Consider the following 13,999-nt stretch of genomic DNA (forward strand, 5'->3'; position numbering starts at 1 on the left):
AGTAATAACGCAACACAGCTTCACTGCAAAACAATTGTTATCACGAGTATAAAATTTTTGAATTGCGCTCATGTTAGGTCGATGTTAAAATAATAGAACTAATAAAATTCTTGAATAATTATAGAAAATGCTGTTCTGATGCTGTATCATCCTTCCAATCCACCGTCCCTCCGGGACGAATGGTTGATGACTCGCCCGCCCTCGCGAAAGCGCTGAAACTTGGTCATTCCGGCATCGGAAGCCGGACAACGCCGCATCCCCCGGGTATGGTTCTCGACCGCCTGTCGCATTAATTCCTTCCGTTTTTACTCAGCCCCGGCTGAATACTTGTTGCCGCCGTTACGTTTTTGGTTCAGCGAGAGAGAAATACTTTACAAACAGAAAGGTTGCGTTCCATGAGACAGACAGGATTACCTCCAAAACAAGGTTTGTATGACCCTCAGTTCGAAAAAGATGCTTGCGGTATGGGCTTCGTTGCACATATCAAGGGAAAGCCTTCCCATCAGATCGTTCAACAGGCGCTTACTATGCTGGTCAATATGGAACATCGTGGAGGCCAGGGAAGTGAGCCGAATTCCGGAGATGGCGCCGGACTCATGATGCAGATTCCTCATCATTTCTTCAAGGAAGAGCTTGCGGAACAGGGGGTCAGCCTGCCTGAACCAGGCCGTTACGGGGTAGGAATGCTGTTCCTGTCTACGGATGAAGCCGTGCGCTCCCGTCACGAGCAGCGCCTGATCGGAATCATTGAAGAGGAAGGCCAGCAGGTTCTGGGATTCCGGGATGTACCGACCTACGATGAGATGCTGGGTGTATCAGCGAAGGCTGCCAAGCCGCATGTACGTCAGGTGTTTATTGGACGCAGTGCTGAGCTTAAGGACGATATGGATTTCGAGCGCAAGCTGTACCTGATCCGCAGACGTGCCGAGCTGGCGATCCGTTACTCGGATGATGAGGAGCATGGAAGCACGTTCTACGTCTCCAGCCTTTCCTGTCGTAAAGTCGTATATAAAGGCATGCTGACCACCGAGCAGGTAGGCCAGTTCTATCTGGATCTGCAGGATGCGCGGGTTGAATCGGCAATTGCGCTGATCCACTCCCGTTTCAGCACGAATACGTTCCCAAGCTGGGAGCGGGCGCATCCATACCGCTTCATGATTCACAATGGCGAGATTAACACGATGCGAGGCAATGTGAACTGGATGCATGCGCGTCAATCCCTCTTCAAGAGCGAGGTGTTTGGTGATGATCTGGCCAAAGTGAAGCCGGTCATCAATCCGGATGGTTCAGATACGGCCATGTTTGATAATACGTTTGAATTCTTATACCTGAGCGGACGCTCACTGCCGCATGTTGCGATGATGATGGTGCCTGAGCCGTGGAGCAATCATGAAGGTATGGACCCTGCGAAGCGTGCTTTCTACGAGTACCACAGCACCCTGATGGAACCGTGGGATGGACCGGCTGCGATGGCATTCACGGACGGAATCCAGATCGGGGCTATCCTGGACCGTAACGGTCTTCGTCCGGCCCGCTACTATGTCACCAAGGACGATGTGATAGCCTTGTCTTCGGAAGCGGGAGTGCTTGATTTTGCTCCGGAAGATATTCTGTACAAGGACCGTCTCCGTCCAGGCCGCATGCTGCTGGTGGATACGAAGGAAGGCCGCATTATTTCGGATGAAGAAGTGAAGGCACAGATCGCTGCCGAGCGGCCTTACCAGCAGTGGCTCGATGAGCACCTGGTTAACCTGGATGAGCTGCCGGAGTCGACCTTCCTGCCGGAGCCGAAGCATGATAACGTGAACCAGCTGCAGCTGGCATTCGGATATACTTTTGAAGAACTGCGGAAGCTGCTGGAGCCGATGGCTACAACGGGTGCAGAGCCTATCGGATCCATGGGTTATGATGCACCGCTTGCGGTGCTGTCGGATAAGCCGCAGCGTCTGTATAACTATTTTAAGCAGATGTTCGCACAGGTCACGAACCCGCCGATTGACTCCATTCGTGAGGAGATCGTAACGGCGACCGGAACGACAATCGGACCAGAGCGCAATCTGCTGGATCCGGAACCGGAGAGCTGCAGACAGATTCGTCTGGATACGCCGGTATTGTCTAATGAAGACTTTGCGAAGATCCGTCATGTGCACCGTCCTGGCTTCAAATCCATGACCATTCCGATCTTCTTCCCGGCAAGCGAAGGAGCTGAGGGTCTGCGCAGCGCAATGGAAGGGATGTTCGAAGCTGCCGACCGTGTCATTGAGAAAGGACATAACATCCTGATTCTGTCGGACCGCGGCATGGACCGTGAGAACGCAGCGATCCCAGCACTGCTGGCCGTATCGGGGCTGCATCACCATCTGATCAAGCAGGGAACCCGGACCAAGGTGAGCATCCTGCTCGAGTCCGGCGAGCCTCGTGACATTCATCATTTCGCGCTGCTGCTTGGTTATGGGGTAAGTGCTGTGAATCCTTATCTGGCGTTCGAGACAATGGATGATATGATCCAGCAGGGGATGCTGCGCGGCGTCTCTCACGAGAAGGCTGTGAAGAACTTTATCAAGGCTGTAACGAAGGGCGTCACGAAGATTCTGTCCAAGATGGGAATATCGACGATTCAATCCTACCGGGGTGCCCAGATCTTCGAAGCCGTTGGCTTAAAGGAAGAGTTCGTCAATAAATACTTTACCTGGACACCATCGCGCATCGGGGGTATCGGGCTGGAGGAAGTGGCTGCGGAAGCCCTGGTTCACCATAACCGTGCCTTCACCGACAAGGATGGCAACGATAAAGTGCTGGATTCCGGCGGGGACTACCAATGGCGCAGCGACGGAGAGGATCATCTGTTTAACCCGCAGACGATCCACCTGCTGCAGAAGGCGGTCCGTACCGGCGATTATGAGACTTACAAGAAATACGCCAAACTGGTACAGGGAGAGAATGAACAGCGTCTGACCCTGCGGTCCATGCTGAAGCTGAAGCCGGCGGGTCCAGCTGTACCGCTCTCTGAAGTGGAATCGGCGGAGTCGATCATGCGCCGCTTCAAGACGGGTGCGATGTCCTTCGGCTCGATCAGCAAGGAAGCGCACGAGGATCTGGCGATCGCCATGAACCGGATCGGCGGCAAGAGTAATACCGGTGAAGGCGGCGAAGACCCTTCGCGCTTTAAGCCGGATGCCAACGGTGATCTGCGCCGCAGCGCAATTAAGCAGGTCGCTTCGGGACGCTTCGGTGTAACCTCGAACTACCTGGTGAATGCAGATGAGATTCAGATCAAGATGGCGCAGGGCGCGAAGCCGGGTGAAGGCGGACAACTGCCAGGCCGTAAAGTTTATCCTTGGGTGGCCGAGGTCCGTGGTTCAACACCGGGCGTGGGACTGATCTCCCCGCCACCGCATCATGACATCTATTCGATCGAGGATCTGGCAGAACTGATCTATGATCTGAAGAATAGTAATCCGCGTGCAGATATTAATGTCAAGCTCGTATCCGAGGTAGGCGTAGGCACAATAGCTGCCGGCGTAGCCAAAGGCCGTGCCGACATTATTCTGGTGAGCGGTTATGACGGCGGTACAGGCGCTTCACCGCAGGGATCCATCCGGCATGCCGGTCTTCCTTGGGAGCTGGGTCTTGCCGAAACGCATCAGACGCTGATTCTGAACAACCTGCGTGACCGTGTTGTACTGGAGACCGACGGCAAAATGCTGTCCGGCCGTGATCTGGCTGTAGCAGCCCTTCTCGGTGCCGAGGAATATGGCTTCTCGACAGCTCCGCTGATTGCACTGGGCTGTATCATGATGCGTGTATGCCAAATGGATACCTGTCCGGTCGGTGTCGCTACACAGAATCCGGAGCTGCGCAAAAATTACATGGGTGACCCGGTTCATGTGGTAAACTTCATGCGCTTCGTCGCTGAGGATGTACGTGAATGGATGGCTGAACTCGGCTTCCGCACGATCCAGGAGATGGTGGGACGCACCGATTGTCTGGACAGCGAAGAAGCTGTAGCCCATTGGAAGAAGAAAGGGCTTGATCTCTCGCCGATGCTGTACACTCCGGAACTGCCGGAAGGCAGCACGCGTTACCGCACGAAGCGGCAGAATCACGGTCTGGAGCATACGCTGGATATGAAGGAATTGCTGCCGCTGGCTGCCCCTGCACTGGAAAGAGGGGAACTGGTGGAAGCCCGACTGCCGATTACAAACGTGGATCGTGCGGTTGGCACCATTCTTGGCAGCGAAGTTACCCGCAAGTACGGAGCGGAGGGGCTTCCTGAGGATACCATTCAGTTTACCTTCACCGGTTCGGCTGGTCAGAGCTTCGGGGCCTTTGTTCCGAAGGGAATCACCCTGACTGTAGAAGGGGACTCCAACGACTATGTCGGCAAGGGTCTGTCCGGCGGCAAGGTGATCGTGAAGCCTTCACCGCGTGCAACCTTCAAGGCAGAGGAGAACATTATTATCGGTAACACGGCTCTGTATGGAGCTACCAGCGGTGAAGCCTATATTAACGGGATTGCCGGCGAACGTTTTGCTGTGCGCAACTCGGGTGCGAAGGTCGTTGTTGAAGGCGTGGGCGACCATGGCTGCGAATATATGACCGGCGGACGTGTTATCGTATTAGGTGAAACAGGCCGTAACTTTGCAGCGGGAATGTCCGGCGGTATTGCCTATGTCTATGACCCGGAGGGCAAGTTCCTCGACCGCTGCAACCTGGAGATGGTGCTTTTGGAACGTCTGGAGGATGAGGATGAGGCCAATGAGGTGCGCGGGCTGATTCAGCGTCATAACATCTTTACAGGCAGTGAAAGAGGACAGCAAGTTCTGGAGCAGTGGGAAACTGCCCGCTCCCAGTTCGTTCGTGTCATTCCGAAAGACTTCAAGAAGATGATGGAGCAGATTGAACGTGTGCAGGCATCCGGCCTGACCGGCGATGAAGCTCTACTGGCTGCGTTTGAAGCGAATATGCGTGAGCTTGTTCGTGCCGGCAGCTAAGCAGAAACGCATTGTGCTCTAGAATAATAACGAAAGGACTTGCTGACAGCTTCCGGGAAGGGAGCTGAAGGCAAGTCCTTTTTTGATGGTGCTGCCATGGTGAATGGTTGAATAGCTATTATGTATGAGATGTTCTCCTAACGAATCCAGACAACAAGAAGCCAGATCAGTATCACCCATACCGGGACGGAGATTAGCAGGCCCCACAGACAGCCTTTGGCAAAAGACCTGTCGTTGCGGTGATCTTTATCCATACTGCACCTCCATCTATATCTTCATATTGTAAAAGTAGAAGATTCTTCAGCGGAAGTCAATTCATAAGTTAGGACAGGACCAGCATACCATTTGAGGTAGGACCAGCGTATGGACAGGGAGGGAGTTATCATGCGGCGAGGAAACCGGAGAGGCGGTTACATCGGGCAGATTGTATTTCTGATTGTACTGGTTGGCTTGGGTGTGCTGGTATGGTACAGCTTCAAGTCCTGGCTGACGAACAGCGAAGTCCGTGAAGCGGCAGAGACGGCGGAGCAGTTCTACAAATATGAGCAGACCGGAGATTTTGGAAGCTCCTGGGATCTGTTCTCGGCAGCAATGAAGGAGCGCTTTGACAAGCAGAATTATATTCAGAGCCGTGCGCATGTGTTTATGCAGCATTTTAATGTCAAATCATTCAAATTCTCATTGACTGAGCCCAAACTGGAGTACGATGTAAAGCTGGTAGACAATGGACCTGTCCTGGAAAAGGCATACAAGATGGTGGTAACCCAGGTATATGAAACCCAGTTTGGCAATTTCAGCATCGTACAGCCGTGTTATGTATCCTTAGAGCTTGGACAATGGAAGCTGTCCTGGATATTCACCAAGGATGGGGAAGAACAGACGGAAGGAGAATAAATAGTCATGGTATCTATATGACATCAATGCCCTCGATCCAGCCGGCAGGCTGCATCAAGGGCATTTTGTCATGTTGTTACAACTCTGCTGCCGGACTGAACATGAACGGGATGATCCTCGGCCGTCTCGATGGAGGCGGGCTGAGGATCGATCCGGACCAGATAGAAGGACACAAAGAACAGGAACAGGAAGGTGAATTGTTCAAATATATTAATTGCCGAACACATGAGAAGACAGACTAGTACTAAGGTGACCATTTCCAGTCGACGGGTATTGTACGTTTTGAAATGAACCACATATACATGCAGAAGGTAAAGGCACAGCAGTGCTACTAGGATCAATCCGTACTGTACAAGCAGGGAATTCAGGGTACCGTCCATAATCTGTGACCGGTCATAGGTACCGCTGGTTTCCTTAATCGTGTTGACCACTGCATTGGTACCAAATCCCATACCTTTACCGAAAATCAGCTCCGCCAGTGTATTCTCTTTAAATACACGCAGGAAGATTTCAATACGGCCTCCTTCGACTTGGGCACCCACGATACTTCCTCTTTCCGATATCATGCTCATGAACTGAATTAAGAAATAGCTTCCAACCGAACCAAGGCTGAGCAGAATCATATACAAGTCTCTTTTGTGCGAAGTTGTGGATGATTCCAGGAGCTTGCGGAACAAGGTGATGGCCATGATGATCGTAACACCCAAGAGTGCGGAACGGGTTCCACTGAACATGCAAATGGCAAAGCACAGAACCTGGAGAACGGGAGTGAAGCGAAAGGATCTGGACATAAAAATATAACACGAGGCCCCCAAGCCGAAATAACCGGCTGTAGAGAAGCTGCCATATGTACCGATTAGTCTGAGAGAAAAAGGATTCGTCAGTCCATAAACCTGAAAAAATGTGATGTACTGCAGCAGCAGAACAACAAACTCGACAACGATCAGCACTGCCAGTGTTATATTAAATTTTTGTCTGAACTTAGGTTCTTGAAGATACCGCAGCACTTTGTAACACAGAAGGACGAGCAGCAGGGAGCGGATACCGGCGACAACCTGTACCATACTGACGTTTTGCTCCTGAAAATTCATTACACAGACACCATAGGCGGTCAGAGCGGCCAGCAAATAGTAGGGAATGAGCCTCCAGCGGTTGGGCTCTGTTTTAATCATGATAAGATCGTGCAGTAAAAACAGTCCCAGCAGCACAATCATGATGACGTCCTTCACAAACCTGAAGTTGAGGTTAAGGAAGGAGCCCTGCTCATAGAATTTAATGTGGGCTAATCCATGATTCATGATGTTGTAGACAGCCTGCGGCAAAAAAGGAATGACGATAAAGATCAAAAAGAGCAAAGAAAAGAAGCGGATCGCTTTAACCATACATGAACCTCCTTTTGATACATATTGTATCATAAACCTCTTTGGCACGATCAACTATCTTATGAATGATCAGCTGGAAAGATGCAATTTGACATCGATGCTTATGAGAGAATGATGCCTGATCTAGTGGAATTATTAAAATATGGAAGAAAAATGGGGGTTCATATGTTACACTTGATGATGTATGTGCACCATGCTGACCCTGTCAGATGCGTCTGACAATATAAAGGAGTGGAGAAAATATGCAGCAGCAGCCCGTTGTCTCTCTGCGGGGCGTAAGCAAAGTGAAGTCCTCCAAGAAACTGGTGGAGAATCTCACACTTGATGTGCCTCAGGGCCAGGTCTTCGGTTTTCTGGGACCCAATGGCGCCGGCAAGACGACAACAATCCGTATGATGGTAGGCCTTATAGACATCAGTGAAGGTGATATTGTCATCTGCGGACACAGTATCAAGAATGAATTTGAACGAGCGATTTCACACGTAGGAGCCATTGTGGAGAATCCGGAGATGTATAAGTTCCTGTCCGGATATCAGAATCTGCTTCACTTTGCCCGCATGTCCCCCGGAATCACCAAGGAGCGTATCGAGGAAGTTATCCAGCTGGTCGGTCTCAACAAACGAATTCACGACAAAGTCAAAACGTATTCGCTCGGGATGCGGCAGCGTCTAGGTGTAGCCCAAGCCATACTGCACCGCCCAAAACTGCTTGTCCTTGATGAGCCCACGAATGGTCTCGATCCTCAGGGCATCCGCGAGCTGCGTGACTATCTGCGTGAATTGACGCGCAGCGAAGGAACAACTGTTTTTGTCTCCAGCCATCTGCTCTCCGAAATGGAGCTGATGTGTGATTCGGTAGCCATCATCCAGAACGGCAAGCTGGTCGATGTGAGACAGATTAAGCCGCTGGAAGGCGAAGTGCGGACGACGGAAACCGCCTTTGAAGTCAGCAGCCCGGAGCAGGCTCTGGAGCTGGTCGGCAGCGGCATCATCCAGGGACAGCGTTTGATCGTTAGTCTCGATAGGGAAGGGATTGCGGATACGAATGCTGTATTGATTCGCGGCGGCGTCAAGGTCTACGGAATTACGCCGGTTACCCGTACCCTGGAGGATCAATTCTTGGAAATGACGGGAAGTGAACAAATTGGCTAATTTTATGAAGCTGGTACATAACGAGAATATTAAAATCTACAGCCGGGTCCGGACCTGGGTAATGCTCGGGATATTGGTTCTGCTCAGTGCATTGTTTCCGGTTCTTATTTCCTACAGCACCTCTGAGGATACAAGCATGTGGCAGGGTGTTGTTCTGACGGCGACCATTGTTTTCATGCTGAACAGCATTTTCGCCGTCATCATCGCTGCGGATTCCGTGGCGGGTGAATTTTCCTGGGGGACGATTAAGCTGCTGCTGATCCGGCCCTGGTCACGCAGCAAGATCCTCATTTCGAAATATATCGCTGTGATCCTCTTCAGCCTGCTGACAACCGTGGTTCTATTAGTCCTTTCACTGCTGTTCTCATCCCTGTTCCTGGGGGGACAGGAAGGAAGTGCACCTCTCTCGGGGAATGTTAGTGATGGAACTTACGTAGCATTGACCTTTTTGTATAATTATGTGGATCTGTTCGTCATTCTGGCGCTGGCCTTTATGCTGTCCTCGGTATTCCGTTCCAGTGCTTTGGCTATTGGTCTATCTATTTTTATCATCTTCACCAGCAGTATCTTTGCAGCCATCTTCTCACCGGAACGATTTAGCTGGGCCAAATACATCCTGTTTAACAACATGGATCTGACCCGCTTTATCGGTACCGACGTCGATGCAAACGGATTGACGCTGGGCTTCAGTGCCGCTGTCATGGCTGTATATTATATCATTTTTCTTGTCGTAGGCTGGTTGATCTTTAACCGCCGCGATGTGGCCGCCTAAATTCTTTAGAACACCCCGTATCCTTTCGAATGGAAAGATACGGGGTGTTTTCTGTTATCCTCAATCCTGATGACATGAAAGCGAAAAAGGATTTTACGTTTATATATATAGTAGGAGGAAGGGCGTACATAAGAAAAGAACGAACGCCGCGAGGCGGATGTCTGCAAAGACAAAGAGAACAACGAAATAGCAGACAAATTGAATAGCAAGGTGGGGAACCATATGATGCAAAGTAATTTTTTTCGAATCAGTCTAGGGATCATCATGCTGCTGGTCATTATTTACCTGGGCTCGACGGTAGGATTCATTTTTCAACCGCTGATCTCCCTCGTGCATCTGACACTTGTCCCTGTGCTGCTGGCTTTATTTTTCTATTATCTGCTGCGTCCGGTCGTTAATTATCTGGAGAAGCAGCGGATCAAGCGTGCGATATCCATCATTCTGATCTATTTGGTCATTATTGCGATTATTGTAGGGTTCTCCATGGGGGTATGGCCGACGCTGCGGACGCAGATTACTAATTTTGTCATGAATGCTCCGGAGCTGATCAATAACCTGACAGACCAGTTGAAAGAGTGGCAGAAAAACCGTTTTATCGCCGGGCTGCTGCCGGAAGGCTCGGATCCGTTATCCCAGCTCTCCGAGGCACTAAACCGCGGATTGGTATTGGCTTCAGACTATCTGTCCGGCATTTTCTCTTTTGTGTCCACCTTCGTCATCGTGATAGCTACATTCCCGATCATTCTGTATTACATGCTGAAAGAGGGGGATAAGTTCAGTAAATCGCTGCTTCATGTCATACCCAAACGCTATCATAAAGATGGCAGAGAAGTGATGGCTGAAATTGATGAAGCTCTGGGCAGTTTTATCGTAGGCCGGGTGCTGATTAATGTGGCACTGGGGATTATGATGTATATCGGTTTCCTGATTATCGGCCTGCCGTACGCGCTGCTTCTGACAGTAGTATCCGTCATCCTGAACTTCATCCCTTATGTCGGAGCGATTCTGGCAGCCATTCCGGTTGTCATCATCGGTTTCATTGAGTCTCCGTCGATGGCCATCTGGTCACTGGTCGTTATCGTGGTAGCCCAGCAGCTGCAAGATAATCTCCTGTCTCCGATCGTGTACGGCAAGCAGCTGGATATTCATCCGCTGACAACGGTCATTCTACTGCTGCTTGGTGGTGATTTGGGCGGTATTCTCGGGATTATTATCGTGATTCCGCTGTACATGGTCATCAAGATTATCATTCGTAAGGTGTACCAGTTGTTCCTTGAACGCAAAATGGAAGATATTATGGATTGAATCAAAGAGAACCGTTCTCGACAAGAGATCGGTTTTTTTCTGTCTGAACGCGGAAACGATCTCGTCCGGAAAGATAATTTGAGTAATTAGCCCTATAAAAATCCTGGAAATATAAACAAATGATCGCCATAAGACGACAGCACTGCAAACTATTCTTCGTTATAATAAGACCATTATTAATTTATGTTCTACGAACTTGGACGCTCTACCCCGAATGATGCTTCTGCTATCAGCATAATAGTGCAATTATGAACAGCTGCTGCATTCAGCAGCCGCATCCAGTGCTCGATAGCGTGAGAGACGTAAGTCAATACACAGGGCGGCCCAATGCATATGTGTGGACTCCATCTGTCTATGATGGGGTAATACAATATGCCTACATAACAGGATGATCTTCCTTCTCTTAGTGGTACAGACTCTAAACAAAGATAATTAGGAGAGGTTGCGGAGAATGAGCATGAATGATCAGAAGAACTGGCAGGAACCATGCACGTGCACCAGCAATAAGGGAGAGAAGATCTCATCGAAGCCAACATTGGATATTAAAGATATTCTGCAGCAATGCGGGATTCAGGTGGAAGCTGGCCTTCGGCACACCCTTCAGGAGAAAAGCTGACCTTTTCTACCCTTATACAAAAGCCCCTAATCAGATCAGACCGTGATGATACGTTCTGTAACTGATTGGGGGCTTTTTTAACAAATTTAGCTATCACTCATACTGCGTTCCATCCGTACAAAAGCAATAAAACGTTTGGCCTCTTCCTCTGTCAGGGTTCTGCCGTCGATCGTAAGGTTAAACCGTTCCAGCAGCTTCTGATCTGACAGCTCCAGATGATCCACGAAATCCCGAACTTCCTCGTCCATGATCATATCAGGCTGACTGGTGCGGCCAATAAGATAATCAATAGATACCTCGAAGATATCTGCAATTTTAGTTAACGTCTCGAAATCCGGCTTACGCCGGTTTTTCTCGTAGTGAGACAGGGAAGCACGTGTAATGCCTAGCGAGCCCGCGAGCTCTTCCTGGGTTAAGCCCCGCTGTTCACGCAGTTCCGCAATGCGGTTACCAGTCTTCATTCATTAGTCCTCCTGATTGCCGTCTCTAAGATCATATGGTGAGAAAAAATGACAAAACAAGCTGATATGTCCATTTTGATCTTGACACAATACGATTTGTATCGTAATTTTAGGTTAATAGATACAAATTGTATCTAAACGTTGTTTTCCCTGAGATAGATCTCCTAATACCCCAGATGACAAGCTCTCCGGAGAGGAATGGAGCCTACCGATGAAATCGAGCCACTATCAGTATCCTGTATACCTTAAATGTTCTATGTATTTGCATACTGTTCATCATCAACGGGTCGATAGCAGACGGAGGCCCATTATCGTACTCAGTATCAGCACAGCATCCATGATTTTTCTAAGTGATCTGCAATTACCGGTTTCTTCCAAGGTTATTTTAGGATTTCAACTTGAATACAGTGGATACAGAGCAGATACAACAGGCTCTGTATCAGGCAAGACGGTTCTGCAAAATTGGAGTCTTTACGAGATTTTCTGGAATGAAAACAGGCCGAGCCTGCATAACATGCTTCTCGAGCTGCATTCCCGCCGCCATACAGGCAGCACAGCCTACCCGCCGGATCCTTATGAGCCTTATATGGAATATTTCAATCAAATGAAAATTCTTGATGCCGGACAATTTAACCTAAAGGTGTAAAGTTTCACGAAGTCCTTGTAACAGTTTACTATATTTTAAAAAACGTTGCATTAATTCTTTCATATAAAACATTTTGCCTGTCCGGTCTGCAAAAGTGTAGACAAAACGGAGCATAAACATACATTGCGTTTCCTACAGGTGTTCCGGAAGGCACCTTATGATTATATCATGAAGCGTTTCTTTTACTTTGTGAAGGAGGTATGGATTAGGTGGAACTCAAGGAATATATGAAGGTGATTCGCAAAAGAATCTGGCTGATCGCCGCGATTGTCATCATCGCCTGCGCAGCAACTGCAATTAAGAGCTTTTATTTCTCTCAGCCGATCTATGAGGCCTCTGCCAAACTGATTGTTAACTCTTCCCAACAGAGTAACGGAGTCAGCACCCTCGATTACGGGTCTGTACAGACTAACATTGCCCTGATTAATTCTTATAAAGAAATTATGGCGTCCTCTGCCATCATGGAGCAGGTGATGAGCAGTTATCCGGATCTGCGGGACACCCCGCAGGGACTTGCCAGGAAGCTGAAGGTGGATTCGGCTAATGATTCCCAGGTCATGAATTTGACCGTGACTGATACTTCTTATGCTGCCGCAGTCAAAAAGGTGAATTCCATCGCCAAAGTGTTCAAAGCCCAGATCCCTACCATTATGAAGGTGAACAATGTAACCATCCTCAGCGAAGCCAAAATGGATGAAGACAGCGGTCCGATTAACTCCAGCCCCGTTACGAATATTGTTATCAGCCTGATCGCCTCATTGATCCTGTCAATCGGGCTTGCGTTTATGCTCAACTACCTTGATGACACCTTTAAGACAGAAGAAGACATTGAAAAAGAACTTGGCCTCCCAACCCTTGCCCTGATCGGAAAGATCAACAAGGTAGATATGCGCTCCAGCCGTACTCCGCTAAATCATAAACAAGTAGGTGAAGGCCAATATGCCGCGCTCAACCAGTAATCATCTCATTACTACAGCGAACAGCCAGTCGCCCATCTCGGAGGAGTACCGGATGCTCCGAACCAATATTCAATTCTCATCACTGGATGACCAGATGCAGGTCATTATGATCGTTTCTGCTGAAGCGGGTGAAGGGCGTACAACGACAATAGGTAATCTGGCCGTTACATATGCACAGGAAGGGAAAAGGGTACTGTTAATCGATACGGATCTTCGCAGACCTTCTTTGCATGACTTGTTCCATCTCCGCAATGTTGACGGACTGACTAACGTACTTGCTAACAAACAGACCTGGTCTGAGGTCATAAAGGATACGGATGTGGAGCATCTGCAATTAATGACCGCAGGTCCGATCCCGCCTAACCCTTCAGATATGCTCGGTTCCCGGAGACTTCGGGATCTGATTGCTGAATTGCGTGAAGTTTATGACGTGATCCTGGTTGATTCACCTCCGCTTCTGGCGGCTACCGACGGATTTATTCTAAGCTCTGTCTGCGATGGTGTTGTGCTTGTCGTGAATGCAGGCAAGGCGAAGAAGGAAAATGTCAAAAAAGCCAAAGCAAGCTTGGAGAAAGTGAAAGCCCGTATTCTGGGAGTCGTATTAAATAATGCCACACGATACGATGCGTATACCGCTAGCTTATAAACCTACAAATAAAACCATTTAAATGTAAATTATTTAACCCGAATTTTACAGTTTGAAACCGAGGAGGTCTACAAGCGCGTTCAGAAACAACGAGGCTCTCTTTCGGTTGGACTGTGTTGAAAAATAATGTCCGGTTTCATTTTTTTCATAGACCGGAGGGTAATGTCTACTGG

11 protein-coding genes are annotated in these 13,999 nt (G+C 49.1%); 9 read left to right on the forward strand and 2 right to left on the reverse strand.

Annotated features, from left to right (window positions below; all coding sequences use genetic code 11):
* Positions 1-395 precede the first annotated feature (395 nt).
* Positions 396-4,994 carry a glutamate synthase large subunit gene (gltB, locus tag Q5741_RS12340; protein ID WP_305024396.1) on the forward strand — a complete coding sequence of 1,533 codons (4,599 nt, stop codon included), beginning with the start codon at positions 396-398 and terminating at the stop codon, positions 4,992-4,994.
* A gap of 384 nt (positions 4,995-5,378) precedes the next feature.
* Positions 5,379-5,888, forward strand: coding sequence for a hypothetical protein (locus tag Q5741_RS12345; protein WP_305024397.1), 510 nt, complete (start codon positions 5,379-5,381; stop codon positions 5,886-5,888).
* Between the two features lie 68 nt (positions 5,889-5,956).
* On the opposite strand, the gene Q5741_RS12350 is transcribed toward Q5741_RS12345, so the two are convergent.
* Positions 5,957-7,270, reverse strand: coding sequence for a hypothetical protein (locus Q5741_RS12350; RefSeq protein ID WP_305024398.1), 1,314 nt, complete (start codon positions 7,268-7,270; stop codon positions 5,957-5,959).
* Between the two features lie 242 nt (positions 7,271-7,512).
* On the opposite strand from Q5741_RS12350, the gene Q5741_RS12355 reads away from it, so the two are divergent.
* From Q5741_RS12355 to Q5741_RS12370, 4 genes are all read left to right on the forward strand, one after another.
* A complete protein-coding gene (locus Q5741_RS12355) occupies positions 7,513-8,421 on the forward strand; it encodes an ABC transporter ATP-binding protein (protein WP_305024399.1) in 909 nt (302 codons plus the stop codon).
* Complete coding sequence (locus Q5741_RS12360) at positions 8,414-9,193, forward strand: ABC transporter permease (protein WP_305024539.1); 780 nt, start codon at positions 8,414-8,416, stop codon at positions 9,191-9,193. The genes Q5741_RS12355 and Q5741_RS12360 overlap by 8 nt, the downstream gene beginning before the upstream one ends.
* A gap of 222 nt (positions 9,194-9,415) precedes the next feature.
* Complete coding sequence (locus Q5741_RS12365) at positions 9,416-10,498, forward strand: AI-2E family transporter (RefSeq protein ID WP_305024400.1); 1,083 nt, start codon at positions 9,416-9,418, stop codon at positions 10,496-10,498.
* Between the two features lie 451 nt (positions 10,499-10,949).
* A complete protein-coding gene (locus tag Q5741_RS12370) occupies positions 10,950-11,114 on the forward strand; it encodes a hypothetical protein (protein ID WP_305024401.1) in 165 nt (54 codons plus the stop codon).
* A gap of 86 nt (positions 11,115-11,200) precedes the next feature.
* On the opposite strand, the gene Q5741_RS12375 is transcribed toward Q5741_RS12370, so the two are convergent.
* Complete coding sequence (locus tag Q5741_RS12375; protein WP_305024402.1) at positions 11,201-11,575, reverse strand: helix-turn-helix domain-containing protein; 375 nt, start codon at positions 11,573-11,575, stop codon at positions 11,201-11,203.
* A gap of 337 nt (positions 11,576-11,912) precedes the next feature.
* Here Q5741_RS12375 and Q5741_RS12380 point away from each other — a divergent pair, with 337 nt between their 5' ends.
* The 3 genes from Q5741_RS12380 to Q5741_RS12390 all read left to right on the forward strand — a co-directional run bounded on the left by Q5741_RS12380 (position 11,913) and on the right by Q5741_RS12390 (position 13,826).
* Complete coding sequence (locus tag Q5741_RS12380; protein ID WP_305024403.1) at positions 11,913-12,221, forward strand: hypothetical protein; 309 nt, start codon at positions 11,913-11,915, stop codon at positions 12,219-12,221.
* 209 nt (positions 12,222-12,430) lie between these two features.
* Positions 12,431-13,180, forward strand: coding sequence for a YveK family protein (locus Q5741_RS12385; RefSeq protein WP_305024404.1), 750 nt, complete (start codon positions 12,431-12,433; stop codon positions 13,178-13,180).
* On the forward strand, positions 13,161-13,826 hold the full coding sequence (locus Q5741_RS12390; protein ID WP_305024405.1) for a CpsD/CapB family tyrosine-protein kinase: 666 nt from the start codon (positions 13,161-13,163) through the stop codon (positions 13,824-13,826). The genes Q5741_RS12385 and Q5741_RS12390 overlap by 20 nt, the downstream gene beginning before the upstream one ends.
* Positions 13,827-13,999: the final 173 nt, after the last annotated feature.

The organism is Paenibacillus lacisoli (assembly GCF_030580655.1).
Classification (GTDB): Bacteria; Bacillota; Bacilli; order Paenibacillales; family Paenibacillaceae; genus Paenibacillus; species Paenibacillus lacisoli.

Coding starts and splice junctions, on each gene's coding strand:
- Q5741_RS12390 (WP_305024405.1), top strand. CDS start 13,161: ATGCCGCGCTCAACCAGTAATCATCTCATTACTACAGCGAACAGCCAG.
- Q5741_RS12365 (WP_305024400.1), top strand. CDS start 9,416: ATGATGCAAAGTAATTTTTTTCGAATCAGTCTAGGGATCATCATGCTG.
- Q5741_RS12355 (WP_305024399.1), top strand. CDS start 7,513: ATGCAGCAGCAGCCCGTTGTCTCTCTGCGGGGCGTAAGCAAAGTGAAG.
- Q5741_RS12380 (WP_305024403.1), top strand. CDS start 11,913: ATGATTTTTCTAAGTGATCTGCAATTACCGGTTTCTTCCAAGGTTATT.
- Q5741_RS12350 (WP_305024398.1), bottom strand. CDS start 7,270: ATGGTTAAAGCGATCCGCTTCTTTTCTTTGCTCTTTTTGATCTTTATC.
- Q5741_RS12370 (WP_305024401.1), top strand. CDS start 10,950: ATGAGCATGAATGATCAGAAGAACTGGCAGGAACCATGCACGTGCACC.
- gltB (WP_305024396.1), top strand. CDS start 396: ATGAGACAGACAGGATTACCTCCAAAACAAGGTTTGTATGACCCTCAG.
- Q5741_RS12375 (WP_305024402.1), bottom strand. CDS start 11,575: ATGAAGACTGGTAACCGCATTGCGGAACTGCGTGAACAGCGGGGCTTA.
- Q5741_RS12345 (WP_305024397.1), top strand. CDS start 5,379: ATGCGGCGAGGAAACCGGAGAGGCGGTTACATCGGGCAGATTGTATTT.